Origin of the sequence: Acidaminobacterium chupaoyuni, assembly GCF_047936785.1 — a bacterium.
Taxonomy (GTDB): Bacteria; Bacillota; Clostridia; order Oscillospirales; family Butyricicoccaceae; genus Acidaminobacterium; species Acidaminobacterium chupaoyuni.
Window position 1 is genome coordinate 1954433 of sequence record NZ_CP176394.1, and the last position, 21075, is coordinate 1975507.

At 51.0% G+C, this 21075-nt stretch carries 25 protein-coding genes; 9 read left to right on the top strand and 16 right to left on the bottom strand.

Annotation, left to right across the window (positions count from 1 at the left end; translation table 11 throughout):
* Positions 1-6: 6 nt before the first annotated feature.
* Both ACJA3I_RS09390 and ACJA3I_RS09395 read right to left on the bottom strand, forming a co-directional pair.
* Entirely contained in the window at positions 7-687 is a 681-nt protein-coding gene (locus ACJA3I_RS09390) for a methionine ABC transporter permease (RefSeq protein WP_458862339.1), read from the bottom strand.
* A complete protein-coding gene (locus ACJA3I_RS09395; protein WP_458862340.1) occupies positions 684-1427 on the bottom strand; it encodes a methionine ABC transporter ATP-binding protein in 744 nt (247 codons plus the stop codon). The genes ACJA3I_RS09390 and ACJA3I_RS09395 overlap by 4 nt, the downstream gene beginning before the upstream one ends.
* 551 nt (positions 1428-1978) lie before the next feature.
* On the opposite strand from ACJA3I_RS09395, the gene rpsF reads away from it, so the two are divergent.
* The 4 genes from rpsF to ACJA3I_RS09415 all read left to right on the top strand — a co-directional run bounded on the left by rpsF (position 1979) and on the right by ACJA3I_RS09415 (position 4040).
* Positions 1979-2269: a 30S ribosomal protein S6 gene (rpsF, locus tag ACJA3I_RS09400; protein ID WP_458862341.1), complete on the top strand. Its 291-nt coding sequence runs from the start codon at positions 1979-1981 to the stop codon at positions 2267-2269.
* 21 nt (positions 2270-2290) lie between these two features.
* The gene (locus ACJA3I_RS09405) at positions 2291-2707 is read left to right on the top strand and encodes a single-stranded DNA-binding protein (protein WP_458862342.1); all 417 of its coding nucleotides are present in this window, start codon (positions 2291-2293) and stop codon (positions 2705-2707) included.
* A 23-nt stretch (positions 2708-2730) separates the two neighbouring features.
* Positions 2731-2979 carry a 30S ribosomal protein S18 gene (gene rpsR / locus ACJA3I_RS09410; protein WP_458862343.1) on the top strand — a complete coding sequence of 83 codons (249 nt, stop codon included), beginning with the start codon at positions 2731-2733 and terminating at the stop codon, positions 2977-2979.
* A 134-nt stretch (positions 2980-3113) separates the two neighbouring features.
* Positions 3114-4040, top strand: a complete 927-nt coding sequence (locus tag ACJA3I_RS09415) for an AEC family transporter (protein WP_458862344.1) — start codon at positions 3114-3116, stop codon at positions 4038-4040.
* An 87-nt stretch (positions 4041-4127) separates the two neighbouring features.
* Here the strand turns inward: ACJA3I_RS09415 and ACJA3I_RS09420 are convergent, their stop codons facing one another.
* A complete protein-coding gene (locus ACJA3I_RS09420) occupies positions 4128-5063 on the bottom strand; it encodes an alpha/beta hydrolase (protein ID WP_458862345.1) in 936 nt (311 codons plus the stop codon).
* A gap of 563 nt (positions 5064-5626) precedes the next feature.
* On the opposite strand from ACJA3I_RS09420, the gene ACJA3I_RS09425 reads away from it, so the two are divergent.
* From ACJA3I_RS09425 to ACJA3I_RS09440, 4 genes are all read left to right on the top strand, one after another.
* On the top strand, positions 5627-6523 hold the full coding sequence (locus ACJA3I_RS09425; RefSeq protein ID WP_458862346.1) for a GDSL-type esterase/lipase family protein: 897 nt from the start codon (positions 5627-5629) through the stop codon (positions 6521-6523).
* A 6-nt stretch (positions 6524-6529) separates the two neighbouring features.
* A complete protein-coding gene (locus ACJA3I_RS09430; protein ID WP_458862347.1) occupies positions 6530-7048 on the top strand; it encodes a DUF4358 domain-containing protein in 519 nt (172 codons plus the stop codon).
* Positions 7049-7113: 65 nt separating this feature from the next.
* On the top strand, positions 7114-7614 hold the full coding sequence (locus ACJA3I_RS09435) for an RNA polymerase sigma factor (RefSeq protein WP_458862348.1): 501 nt from the start codon (positions 7114-7116) through the stop codon (positions 7612-7614).
* The gene (locus ACJA3I_RS09440) at positions 7611-8480 is read left to right on the top strand and encodes a DUF3298 and DUF4163 domain-containing protein (protein WP_458862349.1); all 870 of its coding nucleotides are present in this window, start codon (positions 7611-7613) and stop codon (positions 8478-8480) included. The genes ACJA3I_RS09435 and ACJA3I_RS09440 overlap by 4 nt, the downstream gene beginning before the upstream one ends.
* Before the next feature lie 94 nt (positions 8481-8574).
* On the opposite strand, the gene alr is transcribed toward ACJA3I_RS09440, so the two are convergent.
* Both alr and ACJA3I_RS09450 read right to left on the bottom strand, forming a co-directional pair.
* The gene (alr, locus tag ACJA3I_RS09445; protein ID WP_458862350.1) at positions 8575-9702 is read right to left on the bottom strand and encodes an alanine racemase; all 1128 of its coding nucleotides are present in this window, start codon (positions 9700-9702) and stop codon (positions 8575-8577) included.
* Positions 9703-9789: 87 nt separating this feature from the next.
* Positions 9790-10335, bottom strand: coding sequence for a helix-turn-helix domain-containing protein (locus ACJA3I_RS09450; protein WP_458862352.1), 546 nt, complete (start codon positions 10333-10335; stop codon positions 9790-9792).
* 381 nt (positions 10336-10716) lie between these two features.
* Between ACJA3I_RS09450 and ACJA3I_RS09455 the strand changes: the two genes are divergently transcribed.
* Positions 10717-11292 carry a GNAT family N-acetyltransferase gene (locus tag ACJA3I_RS09455; protein ID WP_458862353.1) on the top strand — a complete coding sequence of 192 codons (576 nt, stop codon included), beginning with the start codon at positions 10717-10719 and terminating at the stop codon, positions 11290-11292.
* Between the two features lie 17 nt (positions 11293-11309).
* Here the strand turns inward: ACJA3I_RS09455 and ACJA3I_RS09460 are convergent, their stop codons facing one another.
* The 11 genes from ACJA3I_RS09460 to hfq all read right to left on the bottom strand — a co-directional run bounded on the left by ACJA3I_RS09460 (position 11310) and on the right by hfq (position 21055).
* Positions 11310-12122 (bottom strand): HAD family hydrolase, encoded by an 813-nt coding sequence (locus tag ACJA3I_RS09460; RefSeq protein WP_458862354.1) that lies wholly within the window; start codon positions 12120-12122, stop codon positions 11310-11312.
* Position 12123: 1 nt separating this feature from the next.
* On the bottom strand, positions 12124-13044 hold the full coding sequence (locus tag ACJA3I_RS09465; protein WP_458862355.1) for an RluA family pseudouridine synthase: 921 nt from the start codon (positions 13042-13044) through the stop codon (positions 12124-12126).
* Positions 13019-13543 (bottom strand): signal peptidase II, encoded by a 525-nt coding sequence (gene lspA / locus ACJA3I_RS09470; protein ID WP_458862356.1) that lies wholly within the window; start codon positions 13541-13543, stop codon positions 13019-13021. The genes ACJA3I_RS09465 and lspA overlap by 26 nt, the downstream gene beginning before the upstream one ends.
* 55 nt (positions 13544-13598) lie before the next feature.
* On the bottom strand, positions 13599-14276 hold the full coding sequence (locus ACJA3I_RS09475; RefSeq protein WP_458862357.1) for a class II aldolase/adducin family protein: 678 nt from the start codon (positions 14274-14276) through the stop codon (positions 13599-13601).
* A gap of 179 nt (positions 14277-14455) precedes the next feature.
* Positions 14456-17269, bottom strand: coding sequence for an isoleucine--tRNA ligase (gene ileS, locus ACJA3I_RS09480; RefSeq protein WP_458862358.1), 2814 nt, complete (start codon positions 17267-17269; stop codon positions 14456-14458).
* Positions 17270-17288: 19 nt separating this feature from the next.
* Complete coding sequence (locus ACJA3I_RS09485; protein ID WP_458862359.1) at positions 17289-18029, bottom strand: DivIVA domain-containing protein; 741 nt, start codon at positions 18027-18029, stop codon at positions 17289-17291.
* Positions 18030-18129: 100 nt separating this feature from the next.
* Entirely contained in the window at positions 18130-18396 is a 267-nt protein-coding gene (locus ACJA3I_RS09490) for a YggT family protein (protein ID WP_458862360.1), read from the bottom strand.
* A gap of 20 nt (positions 18397-18416) precedes the next feature.
* Positions 18417-18875 (bottom strand): cell division protein SepF, encoded by a 459-nt coding sequence (locus tag ACJA3I_RS09495; RefSeq protein ID WP_458862361.1) that lies wholly within the window; start codon positions 18873-18875, stop codon positions 18417-18419.
* Positions 18872-19597, bottom strand: coding sequence for a YggS family pyridoxal phosphate-dependent enzyme (locus ACJA3I_RS09500; RefSeq protein WP_458862362.1), 726 nt, complete (start codon positions 19595-19597; stop codon positions 18872-18874). The genes ACJA3I_RS09495 and ACJA3I_RS09500 overlap by 4 nt, the downstream gene beginning before the upstream one ends.
* Positions 19597-20805, bottom strand: coding sequence for an HlyD family efflux transporter periplasmic adaptor subunit (locus ACJA3I_RS09505; RefSeq protein WP_458862363.1), 1209 nt, complete (start codon positions 20803-20805; stop codon positions 19597-19599). The genes ACJA3I_RS09500 and ACJA3I_RS09505 overlap by 1 nt, the downstream gene beginning before the upstream one ends.
* Positions 20806-20830: 25 nt before the next feature.
* Positions 20831-21055, bottom strand: coding sequence for an RNA chaperone Hfq (gene hfq, locus ACJA3I_RS09510; RefSeq protein WP_458862364.1), 225 nt, complete (start codon positions 21053-21055; stop codon positions 20831-20833).
* Positions 21056-21075 lie beyond the last annotated feature (20 nt).

Here is a 21075-nt window from a genome sequence, read left to right on the forward strand (position 1 = left end):
CCGAAGTTACCTGGTTCTCTTATCCAATTTCAGGGCCGCAAAATTACAGACCCCCTGCAAAAGCTGCACGATCCCCACCAGCAAAACGATGGTCGCCAGCATCACGCTGTTTTCATAACGGTGATAACCATATCGAATCGCGATATCTCCAAGCCCGCCGCCGCCAACGGTGCCCGACAGCGCGGAATATCCCACCATGGTGATGGCCGCCACCGCCGCCCCGCGAACCAGCGCGGGCAAAGCTTCAGGCAGCAGCACTTTGAAAATGATCTGCAAGTCTGTGGCGCCCATGGCCTTTGCTGTTTCGATCAGCCCGCCGTCAACTTCCTGAAAGGCGGTTTCCGCAATGCGCGCCACAAAAGGCGCGGCCCCGATCATCAGCGGAAAAATAGCGGCGGTGGGGCCGATGGCCGAACCCATCACCAGCCGTGTAAGCGGGATGAGGGCCACCATCAAAATCAAAAACGGGATCGATCTGCCCAACCCGACGATCCATTCGGCTGCCCACCCGATCCACCGGTTGGGACGAATGCCGTTCTTCCCCGTCATAAAAACACAAATGCCAAGCGGCAGGCCAAGCGCATAGGCCAAGATCACGGCCGTCAGCGACATATACAGCGTTTCCGCCGTGCCCATCAGCAGCATTTGCCCATATTCTTTTCCAAAAGCGATCAATGCTTCCATCATGCGATGCCTCCTTCTCCCAAAAGCTGCCGTGTAATGCGCTTTTGCGGCGCAGAAAACACTTTTTGCGTGCTCCCCTGTTCGGCAAAAACGCCTTCGTCGATCACAGCCACCTGGTCGCAGATGGCCCGCACAACGCCGATCTCATGGGTGATGATCACAATGGTCACGCCGCATTCCCGATTGATCTGCTCCAGCAGTTCCAAAATCGATTGCGTTGTCAGGCTATCCAGCGCGCTGGTGGGTTCATCGCAAAGCAAAACATCCGGGCTGGCCGCCAGGGCGCGGGCAATGGCGATGCGCTGACGCTGCCCGCCCGAAAGCTGTGAAGGATAAGCCTTTGCTTTCTCTTCAAGCCCCACCATTTTCAAAAGTTCTTCCGTGCGGCGCCGAATTTCCTGTTTCGGCGTGCCGATGATCTCCAGCGGAAAAGCGATGTTCTTTTCCACGGTGCGCTGTGCCAGCAGGTGATATCCCTGAAAAACAATGCCGATCCGCCTTCTGGTCTCCAGCAGCTGCGCCGGCGATAAAACAGAAGGGTCGATGCCATCCAGCAGAATTCTGCCTTCCGTGGGGCGCTCCAGCAGCGCCATGCAACGCAGCAAAGTGCTTTTCCCCGCGCCGCTCATGCCGATGATGCCGCAGATGCTGCCGTTTTCCACCTTCAGCCAGCCGTTCTTCAGCGCTTCCACCGTGCCGTTTTTTGTCTGGAATGTTTTTGTCAGATTTTCTATTTCGATCATGCCGCTTTCTCCTTTCGGGCAAATAAAAAAGCCCCCGCCCTCAGATAGATTTCTCTTCTCTAAGGGCGAGAGCATAATTTCTACGCTTCGCGTTACCACCTTATTTCGCGCCTGCCTCGCGGCAAACGCCTCTTCAAGTACGGACAGCCGCGTTTTTCATGCCGGCTGCAAAATACTCTATTGCTATAACGGGCAAACCCGTCACCGCCTAAAGGAAAATCCTCTCGGGGTGCGACTCCAAGACCATGTTCACCACCATTGCGCTTTGCCCGTTTTCAGCGACTCGGGCTCTCTGTGAAAGGCTTCTGCGGCTACTCTTCTCTTCGTTGTCTTTGGCGCTATTCAGCTTGCTTCACAGTCTACACGGTTTCTTTCCGTTTGTAAAGTGGTTTATTTGCACATATTTCTCGTTTATTTTTCGTCATTTTGTTGTGATATCGCCTTTTCTCAAATTCAGCCTTGACTTTTCCCTGCCGCACCTGTATTATTTTTATGTTATCCTTGTCCACGCCATGGGGGTGTGGGCCACAAGTCCAAAAGGAGGTGCAATCATGCCCAAAATCACAGGTAAGTACGAAACCGTATTCATCGTCGATGTCACTCTTGGCGAAGAGAAAATCGCTGAGCTGGTGGAAAAATTCAAGAAGCTGATCGAAGAAAACGGCACATTGACCAATGTTAACGAATGGGGTAAACGCCGTCTGGCCTATCCTATCAACGACATGAACGAAGGTTATTATGTGCTGGTCGAATTCGAAAGCAAGCCTGAATTCCCCGCAGAGCTCGACCGTATCTACAACATCACCGATGGCATCATGCGTTCTCTGATTGTTGCTCAATAATTCGGCGGAGGTTATATAACTATGCTGAACAAAGCAATTCTCATGGGCCGCCTCACGGCCGACCCTGAGCTGCGTCATACGCAGAACAATACGCCCGTCACATCTTTCACACTGGCTGTCAACCGCAGCTTTGCCAAAGCAGGCGAACAAACCGATTTTATCGATATCGTCGCCTGGAGCAGCACGGCCGAATTTGTCAGCAAGTGGTTCAAGAAAGGGATGCTTGTGGCTGTTTCCGGCCGCATTCAAACCAGAACCTGGGAAGATAAACAGGGCGCAAAGAGAAAATCGGTGGAGGTCGTCGCAGACGAAGTTCACTTCGCAGAACCCAAAAGAGATTCTCAGCCCCGCAACGATAACGCCGTACCTTTCGATATGGCGCCCGGCGGGAATGATTTTTCGGAGCTTGGCCCCGATGATTCTGAGCTTCCCTTTTAACATTCTAAAAGGAGGATATTACAATGGCATACGAAAATAAATCCGATCGTCCCGGCAGAGATCGCCGTCGCCGCAAGGTTTGCCAGTTCTGTGTTGATAAAGTCGAAACAATCGATTACAAAGATACAGCGAAACTGCGCAAATATATTTCCGATCGTGCGAAAATTCTGCCCCGCAGAATGACAGGCACCTGCGCGATGCATCAGCGTCAGCTGACAGAAGCTATCAAGCGCGCCCGTCACATTGCTCTGCTGCCCTATACAGCAGACTAATAACGCCGCTATCACCGGGAACCTTTCAGGTTTCCGGTGTTTTCCTTTTTTTGGCTTTTCTTCTCAAGCAGCCCTTTCTTTGGGGCATTCCCTGCGAATTCGCGGTATCTGCTGCTATGAAAGGAACCTGTTCCATGCTTCAATCTGTTCAAACGGTCGCCACGCAGATCTTCATCATGTTTTTGCTGATGTTTGTGGGCAGCATGCTCTATCATAAAAAAATCATCGATAACGAGGGCTCCCGTCAGATTTCTTCTCTGCTGTTGAATGTGGTCACCCCGGCGGTGCTCATCTCTTCTTTTCAGCGGGAATTCAACCTTTCCGATTTCAAAGATCTGGGGCTGGCTTTTTTCTTTGCCGTTCTCACCTATCTTTTCCCCATTGTGCTGATGCGCCTGCTTTATGGCAAAAGCAAGCTTTCCTATGCCCGCGACGCGCAGATGTGCGTGATCTTTTCAAACAACGGGTTCATGGCTATTCCGCTTCTTCAGGCGCTGCTGGGCGCCAAAGGCGTTTTTCTGGGCTCGGCAAGCATTGTGGTGGGCACGGTCATCGTGTGGACTTACGGCGTTCGCCTGCTATCCGGCGAGGCCAAGGTCAATGTCAGAAAAATCTTTCTGAACCCCGGCACACTGGCTTTGGCGGGCGGCCTGCTGCTTTTTGTTTCCCCCGTGAAGCTGCCCCAGCCCATTTTTCAGGCCGTGAGCTATTTGGGCGGCTTGAATACCCCGTTGGCCATGATCGTTTTGGGTATCTTTCTTGCTCAATCCCATGTTTTTGCCTGTTTGAAAGAAAAAACCATTTATTGGATCTCTTTCTTAAAGCTGATCGCCGTTCCGCTCTGCATGCTTCTTCTGTTCACAGTGTTCGGCGTTCGCCGCGATGTGGCCATGGCGCTTTTGATCGCCACCGCCGCCCCCACGGGGGTGGTCACCACCATGTTTGCCCAGACTCATCAAACCGATCATCTGTTCAGCACACGCATCGTCGCCGTTACGACCCTGCTTTCGGCCATCACCCTGCCGCTCTGCATCTCTCTGGGTGAATGGATCTGGCGCTGATTTTCTGCCATGCTGCTAAAATGGTAAAAAAGCTGCCCTGTGTTAACACAGGGCAGCTTTTTGTTTTATTATTTTCCGCTCTCCGGTTTATTCTCTCGCCGCAATACCACAGCAAAAATTCAGAACATCGTCATAAACTTCCTGCCGGTTGATCTCGTTTAATAATTCATGCCGTGCGCCCGCATAAAGGCGCATCGTCACATGGCGCATGCCGCTTTGCTGCATGGTTCTGCAAACCTGAGCAACGCCTTTCCCATAATCGCCCACCGGGTCCATATCGCCGCTGATCAAAAACACCGGCAGCTCTTTGGGGATGCGGTCGATCCATTCCTGTTTGTTGGCCCGATAGATGCCCGAAAAAAGGTCTCCAAATCCGCTGGCCGTAAATAAAAAGCCGCAAAGCGGGTCTGTGATATAATCGGCCACTCTTTCCTGATCGCGGCTGAGCCAATCAAAGGGCGTCTTGGGGTTCATCACCCCATGGTTGAAGTTTCCGAAGGCCAGTTTATCCAGCAAAGGCGCGGGTTTGTGCCCGCCCGCAGGCAAAAGCTTTTTGATGGCCGCGGCCAACGGCAGGATGCTTTTTCCCGCGCCGGTGCCGCTTAAAATCAAAGCGGATAATTCATTCCCATATTTTGCGGCATATAGCCTTGCCGCGAAAGAACCCATGCTGTGGCCCAAAAGGATATAGGGAATATCGCCATATCTGCCGCGCATATAGATCGTAAAAAGATGCAGATCGGTCACCAGCGCATCAAAGCCGTTCTTGGCCGCCAGATATCCCAGATCCTCTTTCTTTTCCGCCGTATTGCCGTGGCCGATGTGGTCGTTTCCGCATACCACGAACCCCCTGCCGCAAAGATAGCGCATAAAATCATCGTATCTGCCGATATGCTCCGCCATCCCGTGGGAAATTTGAACGATGCCCAAAGGCTTTGTGGTTGCCGGTTCATAAATTTTACTGTAGACCGTATCTTTTCCATTGGAAGAAGGAAAATAATGTTCACGAATCATCATATCCATTTTTTCACCTGTATTTCCCTTATATTTTAGTGAGGTTTCCCGCCGGAATCTCTTCCTTTTTCATGGGCCGCCCTGTATAATAAAGGTAGCTTTGCGAAAAACCGCGAATGTTTTGTTTTTTATTTTGTTTTCTGCGGATCACGCTGATCGGAATTGAAAAGATTCTTCCTTTTGATGGTGTTCTGCTCTTATTTTCGCCTTTTATGAAGGATTTCGCCTGTCCTATCAAAAATTTTTCGGAATCCTCTGTTTTTTCCTTGTCTTCATGATACTGGAAATCCATGAAGGGTACAAGGGCCAAAACATGAATATTTTATAAATTTCTCTCTTCTTTCAGTATATCAAAGGCCCTCTGCGAAAAAACACAGGGATTGGAGAAGGGCGGATTTTTTTATGTTCCGTCGAGCTCAACTTTTTTCAACCCTGCGGCGTCTATATTTCGAATGCAAATGATGCTGCAGCGTTTCTTGCTTCCTGCCGCCGACTTCATGCCTTTTTGGCATATTGCGCGCGGCGCGCCCGTATAACCTATAGAAAGATATTTTACATTTAGGGGAAATCTTATGAACAACACTTCGATGCCTTCGCGGCGCCATCGCAAAAAACGCCCGAAAATCTTCTTTGTCTGCTTCTTTCTTCTGGCGTTCCTCGCAACGATCGCCGCGGCACTTTCTCGTTTTCCTCTGAAAGCGGTTTCTTCTCCGCCGCCTTCCCCCGCCAAAAAACCCACTTCCGAAACGGCTTCTGTCATCGACAGCCCGCAGGAAAAAGCCTCCGAACCGGAACCGAAGCCCGAGCCGCCCGAGCCTTCACAGCCCGAAACGCCCCCCGCTTCCTATGATTACACAAAGCCTGTGCCCGAAAGCGCCGCCTGTGAAGACGCCTATTTCGATGATTCCCTTTTTATCGGCAATTCCATCACCGATGGCATCGCGCATTACGGCATCATCAAAAACGCCGCTGTTTGGGCTTCCAATGGCCTGATGGTGGATGAAGCGCTGGTCAAGCCGGTGGTCAAAACCTCAAACGGCAGAAAGATCACCATTCCCCAGGCGCTGGAAACCCGGCAATTCGGCAAAATCTATATCATGCTGGGCCTGAATGAATTGGGCTGGAACAGCACGAAAAGCTTCACCGAACATTACGGCCGCCTCATCAACCTGCTGCGCAAAACGCAGCCCAACGCCGTGATCTATGCCCAGGGCATCCTGCCCGTCAGCGCCGAGCGTTCAGCGAACGATGCGGTTTTCACCAATGACCGCGTGGCGCTTTTTAACCAGCTTATCGCTTCGGTCTGCGCCGAAAAACAGGTCTATTATGTGGATGCCGGCAAAGGCGTGGCCGATCAAACCGGCTGTATGCCCGCGGATGCCACCCCCGACGGGATCCATATGAACAAAGCCACCTATTTCAAATGGTATGATTACCTCAAAACTCACACTATCACAACAGGAGATTAATGACCCATGAAAAAACTTTCCCTTTTCTGTTTTGTTCTTTTGATTCCCACCCTTATTTTTGCAGGATGCCAAAAAAAGGATTCCCCCGCCGAGATTGATTCCGCCAAACTGGCCGATGCCATGGCGCAGAATTTATCCTTCGACGACCAGTTGGAATCCATTGATGAAGACACTGCGTTGTCGCTTTATACCATCGACAAAAAAGATTTCACCGCCTGCTCTGTTTATATGGGCACAGGCGCCACGGCCGAAGAGATCGCCGTGTTTGATGCATCCGATGAAAAAGCGGCAGGCCGCATCGCGGGGCAATTCCAAACCCGCATCAAAGATCAAACAGAAGCCTTTCAAAATTATGTTCCCACCGAACTTCCCAAGCTGAAAGACGCCATCGTTTCCATTTCGGGCAACACCGTGGTGCTTTGCGTCAGCAAAGATTCTCAGCAGGCGCAGAAACTGCTGGATGCCGTTTATAAAAACAACGGCAATATCGAAAAAGCGGTCAGCGCGGTGGGCGCGAAAAACTGATCGTTTGACTTTTCGCCTTTATTTAAAAAGATCATAAATGTTGTGATGTAGGAGTATTGATACCTTTGAACCGTGCCAATCAACAGGTCTATCAGGAATTTACGGAATATGTCCGCGAACACCAGCAGGATTTTTACCGTTTATCCTTTAGCTATGTCAAAAATCAAGAAGCCGCTTTGGATGTTGTGCAGGAAGCGCTGGTGAAAGCCTTGCGTTCTCTTGATTTTTTGCGCAGCCCTGAATTTATGAAGACCTGGTTTTACCGCATTCTTGTCAATGAAAGTCTCACTTATCTGCGCAAGCATAAGCGTGAAACCCTGTCTGATCTCAGCTTTCTTGAAAATCTTCCTGCCATAGATCGCGATATTGCACAGTCTTTAGATCTATATGCCGCCCTTGATTTATTAGAGCCCAAACTCAAAACCATTGTGATGCTTCGTTTCTTTCAGGATATGAAGTTTTCTGAGATTTCCGAAGTTACGGGAACCAATATCAACACCGTGAAATCTCAGCTGGCAGCGGCTTTAAAAAAGCTTCGGGCTTCAATAGAGGAGAATTCAATATGAAGGATCAATTAAAAAAGATTTATCAAAGCATCCCCATCCCCGATGAATTGGGGGAACGGGTCGAGCGTGTTCTTTCCGAAAATATCCCCCGCCGGCGTATGCGCCCGTGGAAGAAGGTTCTGTTCTCGTTTGCGGCGTGCCTGTGCGCCTTTGTCCTATTTGTGAATGTCAGCCCCACCTTTGCCGCAAGCCTTTATGAACTGCCTGTGGTGGGCAATATGGCCATGATGTTCACCTTCCGTGAATATCATAAAACCGATGATGCGAAAAATATCACCGTGAAAATCCCCGCCATCCGCAATGTGGGCGACAGCGCTTTGGAAAAGCAGATCAATAACCGCATCTTCGAAAAAATGCAGATCTTGCAGGCGCAGGCGGAAAAAGACGCCGAAGATTATTTAGAAGCTTATAACGCCACAAAAAGCAAAAACGACCCGCCTTTCTGGAAAGTGGATATCAATATCGATTATGAAATGAAATATTCCACCGAAAACACCCTTTCCTTTGTTCTCAATTCCGGCAGTGCCGCCGCGTCTTTCTTCATGCAGCAATATTTCTATAATATCGATCTGAAAACCGGCAAAGATCTGACGCTGCACGACCTTCTGGGCGAAAACTACCGCGATATCTGCAACCAGACCGTTTATCAAGGCATTAAAGACCGTGTTGCAAATGTGCCGGGTGCATTCTTCTTCACCAACGAAGATGAAGATACCTTGGATGATGATTTCGCTTTCAGCGGCATCACAGATGACCAGAAATTCTATATCAATGAAAAAGGCCATGTTGTTTTGGTCTTCGAAAAATATTCCATCGCCCCCGGTTATATGGGCATTCAGGAATTCGAAGTGATTCCCGCCGCTTAGCCCTCAAGAATCGAAAAAGCCCTCAGGCAGCTTAAAACTGCCTGAGGGCTCTTATTATTTTTGCCGTTAGATTGTCGAGATCCTTCTCGCTTTCTTACTTTTCATACACGCGCAAGACCGCGGGGCTGATGGCCGATAAAACGCTGTGAACATTTTGGTGAACGGTTTCCGCCAGTTCAAAAAGCGATAACAGCCGACCGCTGTCATAACCCAGCAATGTCACCTCGTCGAAAAGCTTGCAATCGATATCCGTCACATCCACAAAGCATTGATCCATGCAGGTGCCTAAATATCTTGTCTTCACGCCGTGCACAACCACAGGCCCGAATTCCTGGGCCAGCATGCGGTTGAGGCCGTCGCCATAGCCCACCGAAACCGTTGCCACTCTGGTGGGTTTTTCGGCAACGAAATGGCGCAGATATCCCACGCTTTCACCGGGCTGAATGGTTTTGATGTTGGTGATGAACGCGCGCCATGTGGCGGGTTCCTCCACCCCCAGAGGGTTTGATTTGTCGCAAAGGTTGCTATAGCCCAAATAAAGGCTTCCGCATCTCACATGGGTGCAGCAATCCTCTTTCAGCCAAACTGTAGCACCTGTGTTGGCCACATGGATATACTGGGGCTCGATGCCAAAAGCGCGGATCTGCGCCAGCCCCTGTTCAAACAGCGCCATCTGCTGATGGGTATAAGCGCTCTCATATTTGCCGGCGGTGGCGAAATGGGTGAAAACGCCCACCACTTCCAAATTATCAAACTGTTTCAGATCGTTGAGCAGGGTTTCCAGATCTTCGCCCGGCTTCACGCCGATGCGGCCCAGGCCTGTCTCCAGCTTGATATGTATTTTAGCCGTCGTGCCCAGCTTGCGGCATTCATCGCTGAGGATCTCAGCGGTTTCTTTGTTGAAAACCGTGGTTTGAATTTGATAGCGCGGCGCATAGCGAAGCGCGTGGGGCGGCAGAGCGCCCAAAATCATCAAATCGGTCTTGATGCCGGCTTCGCGGATGGCGATGGATTCCGCGATATGCGAATTGGCGATCAGGCGGATGTTGCATTTTTCCGCCAGCGCCCGCGCCACTTCCACCGTGCCAAGGCCATAAGCGTTGCTTTTCACAACGGGAATAATATCTTTTTTCTCGCCGATATGCTTTCTGATTTTTTCAATGTTGCCGCATATTTTATCTAAATCCACTTGCAGATAAGAGTTGTAATACTTGAGATCCATCTTTCGTTTCCTCCACCGGAACCAACCGCGTCTTTTTGTTATTCTATGCGCTTTTCTTAAAAGATATCCATTGAGAAAGAAGCGGCCTTACCATGTGAAGGGCAGTTCACTCCAAACCGCCACACATTCTTCTTCATCGCTGTAATTGCTCAAATGATGGCGCACCGTGCTTTCGAAATAAATGCTGTCGCCCGGGTAAAGCACATATTCTTCTTCCCCGATGGTGACTTTCAGCGCCCCCGAAATGATATATCCGCATTCCACACCCTCATGCGCCGCCAGACAAGGCTCGCTTTCTTCTGTATGAAAAACCACTTTATACATTTCGATGCGTCTGTCGGGGTTGGGCGTCAATAAATAATAATGATTGCCTGTTCCCGAAACCATGCGATGTTCCCCGGCGCGCACCAAGGTCACCGCGTTTTTCTTTTTGTTTTCTTCAAAAAAATCCGATATATTCTCTTCCAGCGCGTTGCAAAGTTTCCAAAATACATAAATCGAAGGCACTGTGGTGTTGCGCTCGATCTGGCTGATCATGCCGGGGCTCACGCCCGCTTTTTCCGCCAAAACGGCGATGCTCATGCCCTTTTCTTTGCGGCATTTTTTGAATTTTGCGCCAAAATCAATATTCATAAAGCGTCTTACACCCCCTCAAACTTGTTGGGCGCCGGAAAACCGTTTGATGGCTTTCCGCCTGCTGTCACTTTTTTTCACGAAGCATAGCTTTTTTGGGTTTTCTTTTCGCGGCAAAAGCAGGTTTTCTTTCGCTGTTTTTGCCTTCCGCATAATTCGCGACCTTATATAGAATATACCTTTTTTGCCCTGAAATCAATAAAAAATAGGCTGTTTCTCAATTTTTCTTGATTTTTTATCGATTTTCTTCTATGATAGGAACTACTTGTTTCTTGTGAAATGTGTTCGCAGCAAAGAAAAGATCGATGGGTTTGTATTGTCTATGCGTACATTCTTTTTAAAATTCCCGCTCGAACTTAAAAAAGAAAGGTGGTTTTCCGGATGCACGATGAAATTCCCGAAAAAATTCTCGTCACCGCCCGCTGTTTTCTTCGGCCGCTTTGCCCCGAAGATCTGCCCGCTCTCGCTGCTATCATGCAAGACCCCGTCGCCATGAAGGCCTATGAGCGCGTTTTCACCGATGCACAGATCCTCGAATGGATCGCCCGCAATCAAAAGCGCTATTGTGAAAAAGGGATGGGTCTTTGGGCTGTCTGCCTGCAAACGGATGGCACGGTCATCGGTCAATGCGGCATTGTGCCCCAAACCGAAAGCGGAGAATCGTTTCTCGAAATCGGTTATTTGTTCCGCCGCGCCTTTTGGCATCAGGGTTATGCCACCGAAGCCGCCGCGGCCTGCCGCGATCACGCTTTTCGCCGTTTCGGCTGCGACCGGGTGTGTTCCATCGTGAAGCATAATAATTTTGCCTCACAGGCAGTGGCGCGGCGCATGGGGATGAAAGTCAGCCGCCGGATCGTTTATGGCCCGCTGCTGAGCGATCAGCTGCACGATCAGTTCTGCATCACGCGCGGGGAATGGGCCGCGCTGGCCGAAAGCCCCTCCGCTTCTCGCCCGTAACCGGGAAAAACCCACGCTCAGCGGCTCATTCTTTCCAGATGATCCACGGCGGCCGCAATGGTGTGGTGATCGCAATCGGGCAAAATCACATCGGCGCTTTCTTTGATCGTTTCCACCGCGTTTTCCGGCGCAAAAGAAAGGGCCGCGCAGGCGATGAGTTCCCGATCGTTCAAACCGTCGCCCACCGTATACAGCCGATCGTGTGAAATGCCGCAAAAATCGCAGCTCAGGCGGGCGCCGGTTCCTTTATCCGCGCCGCCCATCATGATCTCATAAAAATAAGGCGACGAAAACTGCATCGTATAGCAATCGCCATATTTTTTCCGGCAATATTCTTCCACTTTCAAAAGTTCCTCATGCTCTGCGGTCAGGTTGAATTTCACCCAGGGCGTGGGGATTTTTTCAATAGGACATTCTTTCAGCGGCAGCTTCACAAACTGAAAATGGCGCTGTGTGATGGGGCTGTTGTTGGCCACGAATTCATCCTCCGCCAAAAAGACCTCCACCCCCATCTGCGGAAAAGTGCGAATCATATCCTGCGCGAATTCCAGCGCCTGTTTACTTTCCAGCGGCCGTTCCGCCACAGGGCGGCCGTTTTCAAAATCATAGATCACCGATCCGTTGAATAAAACGGCAGGGGCGTTCATTTTCAGCTTCGGCATGAAGTATTCCATCGCGCGTTTCACTCTGCCTGTCGCCACCGAAAATTTTCCGCCTTCGCGCATAAAATATTCGGCCGCCCGGGCGTTTTCGTCGCTGATTTCCCGGTTGCTGTTCAAAAAAGTGCCGTCCATATCCGTCAGCAGCATCATCCCGTCAAACTTTCCCATGTTATGCTCCTTTTCGCTTCAGCTTTTCCAAAAACGCTGTAAAATCCTCGGGCAGAGGGCATTCCAGAACCATTTTTTCGCCGCTTCGCGGGTGAATGAAAATCAGGCGTCGAGCATGTAAGCACTGCCCCTGTATGCCGGATCGATCGTTTTTGCTGCCATAAACAGGGTCGCCCGCCAAAGGGTGGCCCAGTGATGCCATGTGCACTCTGATCTGGTGGGTGCGCCCGGTTTCCAGAATGCACTGCAAATGGGTGTATCCCGGGTATCTGCCCAACACTTTATAATGGGTCACCGCCTGCTTTCCCTGCGGGTTGATGGCCATTTTTTTTCGGTCTTTGGTGCTGCGGCCAATGGGGGCGTTCACTGTGCCTTCTTCCAGCCGCAGGGCCCCCAGCACAATGCATTCATATTCACGGTGCAGCGTATGATCGGCCAGCTGGGCCGAAAGCTTTCGATGGGCTTCATCATTTTTGGCCACGATCAGCAAACCGCTGGTATCTTTATCGATGCGGTGCACGATGCCCGGCCTCAGTTCGCCGCCGATGCCCGAAAGGCTGCTGCCGCAATGCGCCAGCAGCGCGTTGACCAGCGTTCCCTCATAATTACCCGCGGCGGGATGCACTACCATCCCCTTGGGCTTGTTGATCACGATCACATCATCGTCTTCATAAACGATATCCAGCGGGATCTCTTCGGCTTTGGCTTCGATGGGCTTTGGTTCGGGGATCGTCACTTCCAGTTCATCGCCGGCGCAAAGCTTATCTTTCTTTTTCATGGCTTTGCCGGCCCGCAAAACCAGCCCTTCTTCGATCAGCCGCTGGGCCATGCTGCGCGAAAGCTGAGGGAACAAAACCGTCAGCGCCATATCCAGGCGGCTGCCCTCTTGTTCCTGTTTAACGATCACTTTCTCCTGTTTCATGCTCTTGCTTGCCTCCCGCCGTTTTCTCTTCTAAAAAGGCAAAATAAATCACAAGCAGCAAACCGCCCACCGTGATAAAAATATCCGCCACATTAAAAATCGCAAAATGGATCAGCTGAAAATCAAACAGATCCACCACAAAACCGCGCCATGCCCTGTCGATGGCATTGCCCACCGCGCCGCCGATGACAAACGCTGCCGATATCCAGCCGATTTTGCCGCGGATATGGCCTTTCCGGGCCATCCAAAACAGAATGCCCACCATTGCTAAAGTCATCACAATAAAAAAGAGGCGTTTCCCCTCTAAAATGCTGAACGCTGCGCCGGTGTTCTGGGCATAAGTCAGCGCAAAGATGTTGGGCAAAATCGCAATGCTTCCTTTGGCTTGAAGCACTGTGCAGGCCCAATATTTCACCGCCTGATCCGCCGCCACAATGGCCGCGGCAACAGCGATCATTTTTCCGATTGGCTGTTTGGTTTTCACAAATCGTTTCCTCATTTTCGATGATATCCATAAAAGGTTCCTTTTCAGAAACCGCTCTCTTTTTTCGCCGTTAAACGGAACGGATCTCAATGTTTTCGGGCAGTTCTTCCTTTTGCAAAGGGTCATAGGCCCGCAAAAGTTTTCTCGCCTGCTCGGGCACCTCCGCCGCTTTTCCAAGGGGCCGCGTCATCATCCAAACCTGCGCGGCCTGCTCTGCGGCGCAGGCTGCATCCATTGCGTGCCACAGGCTGGCGCCATAGGCCACCTGACCGTGGTTTTGCAAAAAGGCCACTTCGTTTTCTTCGCCCAAAGCGTTCAGCGCCGCAAGGCCCAGTTCTTCGCTGCCCGGCATGGCAAAAGGCGCGGTGATAACGGGTTTTGAACAATAGCAACATAGTTCATGACTCACCAGAGGCAAAGGCGTTCCCAGCGCCGCCAGCGCTGTCGCATAAGGGGAATGGCAGTGAACAACGGCCCGCGCCTGCGGGAACCTGCGATAGATCGCCGCATGCATCCTCCATTCGCTGGAAGGCTGATATCCCCCTTCCACCAGGCTGCCGTTTGCATCGATCACCGCGATATCTTCCGCTTGTAAGCCGCGATAAGCCCTGGCGCTGGGTTTAATGGCGATCAGCCCTGTTTTGGGGTCGCGGGCGCTGAGGTTGCCGCCCGTATGCATTGTCATGCCGCTTTCCAGCAGCTGCATCCCATAAAAAACGATTTCCTCTCTCAGCGCTTTCAATAACATGGTTCTGCCCTTTCTTCGGCCTTCAAAAGCCGCCGTGTTTTCCGCCCGATCATGACCGGCGGCTTTCGGCGCCGCCCGCCTTTTCTTTTGCCTCGATCTTTTCTTCCCGGCGTGTTCTTTTAAGAAAAGCGGCAATTCCCATAATGGCAATTGCCGCTTTTTTCTCTTACAAAATCCGCTTATTTCGCTTCCTGGCTGCGGATCGCCGCGGCGCAGCGGGCACAAAGTGTGGGATGTTCGGGGTCTTGACCCACCGTGTCGCGATAAGCCCAGCAGCGTTCACATTTTTCGCCGGAAGCCTGTTTCACTTCGACGCCTGTGTCGGCGACCGTTGCGCAGGCTGTTCCGCCCTTGCCGTTGACCAGTTCCACTTTAGAAACAATAAACAGCGTTTGCAGCAGTTCTTCTTTTCCGCAAAGTTTCCGATACATTTCATCGCCGCAATAAAGCACCACATCGGCCTCCAGAGGTTTGCCGATTTGTTTTGCCGCGCGTGCTGCTTCCAGCGCCACATTCACATCATCGCGCAATGTGGTCAGCGCATCCCATTCGGCCTCTTCTTCGGCGGTGAGGGCATATTCTTTAAAGGGTTTGTTCATCTGGTTAAACATCACATTGCTTTCATTGGCAGAAGCATCATGCTTCATCGCTTTCCAGATCTCATCCGAAGTGAAGCAAAGGATCGGGGCCAGAATGCGAACCAGCGTATCGAGAATCAGATACATCGCCGTCTGTGCGCTGCGGCGCTGCAGGCTGTCGCGCCCTTCGCAATAGAGGCGGTCTTTGATCACATCCAGATAGAAGTTCGAAAGTTCGACCACGCAGAAATTATGCACAGAGTGGTGAACGATATGATATTCAAAATCTTCATAAGCCTTTTCGGTTTTCACCATCAGCTCATTCAGCTTTGTCACGGCCCAGCGGTCTAAAGGCAGCATTTCTTCGGGCTTGACCAGCTGATTGGGGTCAAATCCATCCAGATTGCCCAGGATATAGCGGGCGGTGTTTCTGATCTTCAAATAAACCTGCGAAAGCTGTTTGAAGATTTCTTTCGAAATGCGCACATCCACGCGGTAATCGCTGGATGCGACCCACATGCGCAGAATATCTGCGCCGTATTCTTTGATCACTTCTGCCGGATCGACCGCGTTGCCCAGCGATTTGTGCATGGCTTTTCCTTCGCCATCCACCACCCAGCCATGGGTCAAAACGGCTTTATAAGGCGCGCCCTGCCCTTTGGCGGCAACGGCGGTAAGCATAGAAGACTGGAACCAGCCGCGATATTGATCCGCGCCTTCCAGATAAAGATCAGCGGGCCATTTCATCTTGGGCCAGCCCTCTTTTGTCTGTTCTTCAAGCACGGCAAAATGTGTGGAACCACTGTCAAACCAGCCATCCAGCGTGTCGGTTTCCTGTGTGAAATGAACACCGCCGCAATGGGGGCAGCGGAAGCCTTCGGGCAGCAGCTCTTTGGCTTCTTTCTGATACCATGCGTTGGAACCCTGCTCGCCGAAGATCTTCGAAACGGCGGCAATGGTTTCATCTGTGCAAACGGGCTTTCCGCATTCGCTGCAATAGAACACAGGGATGGGCAGGCCCCAATGGCGCTGGCGGGAAATGCACCAATCCGCTCTTTCGCGGATCATGCTGATGATGCGGTCTTCACCCCATGCGGGCAGCCATGTCACATTTTCACAGGCTTTCACCGCGTCTTCCTTAAACGCATCCACCGAGCAGAACCACTGCGGTGTGGCGCGGAAGATAATGGGATGTTTGCATCTCCAGCAATGGGGATAAGTATGGGTGATCTCTTCGCTGGCAAACAAAGCGCCGCTCTGGGTCATATCATCCAAAATGGCCTTGTTGGAATCTTCATAATACATGCCCGCAAATTTGCCGGCGTCTTTTGTCTGATAGCCCTTGTCATCCACGGGAACGATCATATCCATCTGATAACGGCGGCAGGTCACATAGTCATCCGCGCCGAAGCCCGGGGCCGTGTGCACACAGCCTGTGCCGGAATCCATGGTGACATAATCGGCCAGAACCACCAGGCTCTTGCGGTCGATGAAGGGATGCTGCGCCTGCATATATTCAAATTCGCTGCCGTTCATGCGGCCGATGATCTCATAACCCGCAACGCCGCCCATGGCCATGGTCTTATCCAGAAGGGCTTCGGCGGTGATATAGATCTCGCCGTTTTCGGCCTTTGCCAGCACATAGCTTTCCGAAGGATTCAGCGCAATGGCAAGGTTGCCGGGCAAAGTCCATGTGGTGGTTGTCCAGATGATGAAATACATCTTGCTCACATCGCCGAACTGTGCCAGTTTCCCCTGATCGTCGGCCACGCGGAACTTCACATAGATAGAAGTGCACTTATCTTCCTGATATTCGATTTCGGCTTCTGCCAGCGCGGTTTCATCATGGGGGCACCAATACACCGGCTTCAGGCCTTTATAGATATAGCCTTTTTTAAACATTTCGCCGAAAACTTTCACTTCGCGCGCTTCAAATTTCGGATCCATGGTCAGATAAGGGTTTTCCCAATCGCCCAAAACACCCAGACGGATGAACTGTTCCCGCTGTTTGTTCACAAAATCCATTGCGAATTCACGGCAGGCGTCACGGAATTCGGGAATCGACATCTTATGGCGATCCAGCTTGCTTTTTTTGATGATGGCGCTTTCGATGGGCATGCCGTGGTTATCCCAGCCGGGCACATAAGGCACATCAAAGCCGCTCATCATTTTATAGCGGTTCACAAAATCTTTCAGCACCTTGTTCATGGCGGTGCCCATGTGAATATATCCATTGGAGAACGGAGGGCCGTCATGCAAAACATATTGGGGCTTGCCGCTGTTCTTTTCCAGCAGCTGATGATACAGATCCGCTTCGTTCCACGATTTCAAAAATTCAGGTTCTCTTTTCGGCAAGCCGGCGCGCATGGGGAATTCCGTTTGCGGCAGGTTCACCGTGTTGTTGTAATCGGCCATTTATTGATACTCTCCTAGCTTATTGTTCTTCTTCGGCGTGATATTCCTTGCCGAATTTTAAATTTTCGAATTTTGTATGCCCGGGCGCCGCTTCGCTGACGCTGCTGAAGATGCGGGCGGTGTCTTCGTCATCCGCCCCGGGGTTAAAAATCTTGGTAGCCTCCATCTCTTCGGGCTGCGGTGCAGGTTCCGCCTGTTCTGTTTGGGCGGCTTCGGGGCGAACAGGCTCCTGGGCGCTTTCCTGCGGTGCGCAGGGCGGCTGAACAAAATCGGTCACATTTTTCTGGGCGATGGCTTCGATGACGGCAATGTTCTTCTTCAGAATCTCGATCATCGCGCTGGCGTATTGGTCAGAAGCCGATTTAGCGTCTTCCAGCCGTTTGCTTTCGGCGCGGATCTGGGCCTGCATATCCACGATCTTGCCTTCGGTTTCCGCGCGGGCCGTGGCCAGCATCTGGGCAGATTCCGCCTGCGCCTGGGCCAAAATCTGTTTGGCTTCATTTTGCGCTTTCTGCGAAATTTCTTTAGAAGTCACCTGGGCTGAATAAAGCGCTTTGCGCATTTCATCATCCACGCTGCGATATTCCTCGATCTTATCCACAAGCACCTTCATCTTGTTTTTCAGCGTCATGTTTTCTTTGTAAAGCGCTGCATAATCGGGGATCAGCTGGTCAAGAAATTCATCGACGCCTGCCATATCATAGCCGCCGAATACGGCCTTTTCGAATTTATGATTCTGTAATTCCTGAGGAGAGATCATATGCTATGGCCCCACTTTCTCTTTAGTTTCGTTTTGTCTTTTGCTTCCATATCAAAGAATATACAAAGGCCGGGAACCCCCGGCCAAAGCCGCCGTGCGGCTAAAGAATCGTTTCCAGCATGATCAAAACCATATATGCCAAAAGGAAGCTGATATCCAGCGGGAACCCTCTCAGCGCGGGGATCTTATCCACCAGCGCGCGAAACGGCATAATGACGGGTTCTGTGATCATATAAGCGATTTCATAAATTTTGCTGCCCTGGGTCTGGGGGAACCACGACATCACCGCGCGCACAAGCATCGCGATCTCGATGAAGGTGATCAGCGAATACGCCACTGTGCTGAATACATAATAGATCCCGTTCAAAAAGGTGCCTCCAGTTTAATTTAAATGTAAAGTCCGTTGTTTTCCAGCTCGTCGATCAGATCTCCTAAAATATCAACATTATAGGGGGTGATGATAAAAGTGCTGTTGGCAACTTTCTTGATTTTTCCGTCGAGAGCATAAGTGACGCCGCTCAAAAAATCCACCAAACGGCGCGCCACATCTTTATTGGTCTGTTCCAGATTCAAAACCACTGTTCTGCGGTCGCGCAGATGGTCGGCGATCTCGGCGGCGTTATCGAATTTTTCGGGCTTGACCAGAACAACAGAAAGCTGAGTGGTGGCATGGATATTCACAACTTTATTGTTCTTTTTTCCCATCATATCCGCCGGTGTCAGCGGCACATCTGTAATAGGCTGATCTTCGGTTTTGCGGGCGCGGGGCTGGAAATCATCCAATTCCTCATCGTCGTCGTCTTCGTCGCCCCGAAGGAAGCTGCCCAGATTTTTCATCAAACTCATTTCTGTTCCTCCTTATAAATACGCGGCCCATAGATCCCGGTCCCGATACGCACCAGGGTAGATCCTTCCGCAATTGCATCACAAAAATCACGCGACATCCCCATAGACAGAATGTCCATAGAAACATTATCGTATTTTTTCGACTTTATGTCAATAAACAGTTGGCGTAAAATTGAAAAATAGGGTCTATTTTGCCCTTTTTTCTGTGAAACGGGCGGAATTGTCATCAATCCGCATACCTTGATATTTTCCATCGTTTCGATTTCTTCTAATAGTTTCCATATTTCTTCGGGTTTGATGCCGAACTTGCTTTCTTCGCCGCCGGTGTTCACTTCGATCATCACTTTTTGGCAAAGCTGCCTTTTGGCGGCCTGGCGCGCGATCTCTTTGGCAAGGGCGGCGCTATCCACCGATTCGATCACAGAAGCACGGCCCACGGTGTGTTTCACTTTATTCGATTGCAGATGGCCGATCAGATGCACTTCTTTGCCGCCATAAACCTGTGCGTCTGTTTTTTCCACCAGTTCCTGCACACGGTTTTCGCCGAAAAGATCGATGGGCATTTTTGCGGAAGCGGCAACCGTTTCAAGCGCCTGCGTTTTGCTGGCGGCCATCAGGCGGATCTCCCAAAGGTCTCTGCCCGCTTCCCGCGCGGCGTCTTCCATCTGCCCGCGGATCTGCGCGATTCTTTCTTCCATTTGCCGATAAGCCTGTTCCACCATTACTTTACCACCTTTAGCTCTGCGATATTTTTGGCCTTGACGATGATCTTATCATAAAGCTCCAGCCCGCCGGTTTTCGCCCCGTCGGTGGCAATATAATAACTATCCGTCTGATAGACCCAGTTGACTTCTTTAAACACCACCTGCGCGCCGATCAGGCAGTAAACACCCCATTTGTCGCCGGATTGCCGCAGCGCCTCTTTGGGCACTTTGATGCCCTTATAGGTGTTTCGAATGATCTCCACCTGCTGATCTCTCGCCGAAAGCAGCGCATCGTTAATATATCCGCTTTCAAAAACGGCGATCCATTTTCCGTCGGCGTCTTTGTTCACAGAATGCACCTGTGCTTCCACATTTTCCGCCAAAATTTCGGGGAAGCGCAGATTCACCGAAGTGCATTTTTTGATAAGCTTTGCCTGTTCTTCCTCCACCGGCACGGCAAAATACCATTTGTAAGCATCCACCACTTTGCCGATGGCGCCATCGGTGTTCTGGGCCGTTTTGCTGTTTTTGATCTGCTGGGCGGATAAGGTTTCCAGGCTGTCGGGGGTCAAAACCTGTTCCAGCCCGTCGGTTGAAGTCACAAAATACCCCGATTGGCCCGATGTCACAGCGTTTTTGCTGCCCACGATAGCCTGATCGGCGGCGGTTTTTTCGGCTTTCAGCTTATCGAGAATGGTCTGATAATCCGTGCCTTCCTGCTGAGAAGCGTTGCGCTGAACGATCAGCGCATCCAGCTTCGAAGAAAACTCGTTGGCCTGCTTGACCATGCCGCGGTCTAAACGGTCGCCCATGCGGATCATATTCATTTTCACAAGCGTGTCCAGTTTCACGCTTTCAGAACCATCGCTGAGATGAGAGTAGGCATATTGGATGCTCTCGATCTCTTTTCCGATGGAAACCGAAGTGCGATAGGCCTGCAAATCGCTTTCCTTTTGAAAAAACAACGCCACCTGCTGGTGGTTGGCCACTTTTTCACCGCTGTCCACCAAAAATTCCACCGAGCCGCCGTCGCCGCCATAAACGGGCTGTTCGGCGCGGATGAATACCCCGTCTGCCGTGAGCTTGTCCTCAGCGGTCACGGCGGTGGCGTCGGCGGTGACGACCTTATCCGTTAAATTCACGAAGATCTGGTAGCCCATATAGCTGCCCACCACCAAAACCAACAGCAATGTGAAAAGCGTTGCAACTAAAGTTTTTCCTTTCATCGTTTCGCAGGCCCAGCCCGCCCTCCTATTCTTCGCGCATCTCCACCCTTTCCATCGGAACAATGGTTGAAATGGCGTGCTTATAAATCAAATATTGTTTCCCTTCATGATACAACAATACGGTGAAACCGTCAAATGACTGCACAACCCCGCGCTGCTGAAAACCGTTGGTCAAAAAGAATGTCACCGGCATGTGTTTTCCGCGGATCTCATTCAAAAATTTGTCCTGCAAAGTGCTCCTGTTTTCCATAAGATATGGCCTCCTCTTTC

Excerpts from the sequence above, each read along its gene's own strand:
- ACJA3I_RS09495 (WP_458862361.1), bottom strand. The coding sequence starts at position 18,875 with ATGAGTTTGATGAAAAATCTGGGCAGCTTCCTTCGGGGCGACGAAGAC.
- ACJA3I_RS09500 (WP_458862362.1), bottom strand. The coding sequence starts at position 19,597 with ATGGTGGAACAGGCTTATCGGCAAATGGAAGAAAGAATCGCGCAGATC.
- rpsF (WP_458862341.1), top strand. The coding sequence starts at position 1,979 with ATGCCCAAAATCACAGGTAAGTACGAAACCGTATTCATCGTCGATGTC.
- ACJA3I_RS09390 (WP_458862339.1), bottom strand. The coding sequence starts at position 687 with ATGATGGAAGCATTGATCGCTTTTGGAAAAGAATATGGGCAAATGCTG.
- ACJA3I_RS09460 (WP_458862354.1), bottom strand. The coding sequence starts at position 12,122 with ATGGGAAAGTTTGACGGGATGATGCTGCTGACGGATATGGACGGCACT.
- ileS (WP_458862358.1), bottom strand. The coding sequence starts at position 17,269 with ATGGCCGATTACAACAACACGGTGAACCTGCCGCAAACGGAATTCCCC.
- ACJA3I_RS09485 (WP_458862359.1), bottom strand. The coding sequence starts at position 18,029 with ATGATCTCTCCTCAGGAATTACAGAATCATAAATTCGAAAAGGCCGTA.
- ACJA3I_RS09465 (WP_458862355.1), bottom strand. The coding sequence starts at position 13,044 with ATGAAACAGGAGAAAGTGATCGTTAAACAGGAACAAGAGGGCAGCCGC.
- ACJA3I_RS09450 (WP_458862352.1), bottom strand. The coding sequence starts at position 10,335 with ATGAATATTGATTTTGGCGCAAAATTCAAAAAATGCCGCAAAGAAAAG.
- ACJA3I_RS09505 (WP_458862363.1), bottom strand. The coding sequence starts at position 20,805 with ATGAAAGGAAAAACTTTAGTTGCAACGCTTTTCACATTGCTGTTGGTT.
- alr (WP_458862350.1), bottom strand. The coding sequence starts at position 9,702 with ATGGATCTCAAGTATTACAACTCTTATCTGCAAGTGGATTTAGATAAA.
- ACJA3I_RS09475 (WP_458862357.1), bottom strand. The coding sequence starts at position 14,276 with ATGTTATTGAAAGCGCTGAGAGAGGAAATCGTTTTTTATGGGATGCAG.
- hfq (WP_458862364.1), bottom strand. The coding sequence starts at position 21,055 with ATGGAAAACAGGAGCACTTTGCAGGACAAATTTTTGAATGAGATCCGC.
- ACJA3I_RS09425 (WP_458862346.1), top strand. The coding sequence starts at position 5,627 with ATGAACAACACTTCGATGCCTTCGCGGCGCCATCGCAAAAAACGCCCG.
- ACJA3I_RS09415 (WP_458862344.1), top strand. The coding sequence starts at position 3,114 with ATGCTTCAATCTGTTCAAACGGTCGCCACGCAGATCTTCATCATGTTT.
- ACJA3I_RS09455 (WP_458862353.1), top strand. The coding sequence starts at position 10,717 with ATGCACGATGAAATTCCCGAAAAAATTCTCGTCACCGCCCGCTGTTTT.
- ACJA3I_RS09440 (WP_458862349.1), top strand. The coding sequence starts at position 7,611 with ATGAAGGATCAATTAAAAAAGATTTATCAAAGCATCCCCATCCCCGAT.
- rpsR (WP_458862343.1), top strand. The coding sequence starts at position 2,731 with ATGGCATACGAAAATAAATCCGATCGTCCCGGCAGAGATCGCCGTCGC.
- ACJA3I_RS09405 (WP_458862342.1), top strand. The coding sequence starts at position 2,291 with ATGCTGAACAAAGCAATTCTCATGGGCCGCCTCACGGCCGACCCTGAG.
- ACJA3I_RS09430 (WP_458862347.1), top strand. The coding sequence starts at position 6,530 with ATGAAAAAACTTTCCCTTTTCTGTTTTGTTCTTTTGATTCCCACCCTT.
- ACJA3I_RS09395 (WP_458862340.1), bottom strand. The coding sequence starts at position 1,427 with ATGATCGAAATAGAAAATCTGACAAAAACATTCCAGACAAAAAACGGC.
- ACJA3I_RS09420 (WP_458862345.1), bottom strand. The coding sequence starts at position 5,063 with ATGGATATGATGATTCGTGAACATTATTTTCCTTCTTCCAATGGAAAA.
- lspA (WP_458862356.1), bottom strand. The coding sequence starts at position 13,543 with ATGAGGAAACGATTTGTGAAAACCAAACAGCCAATCGGAAAAATGATC.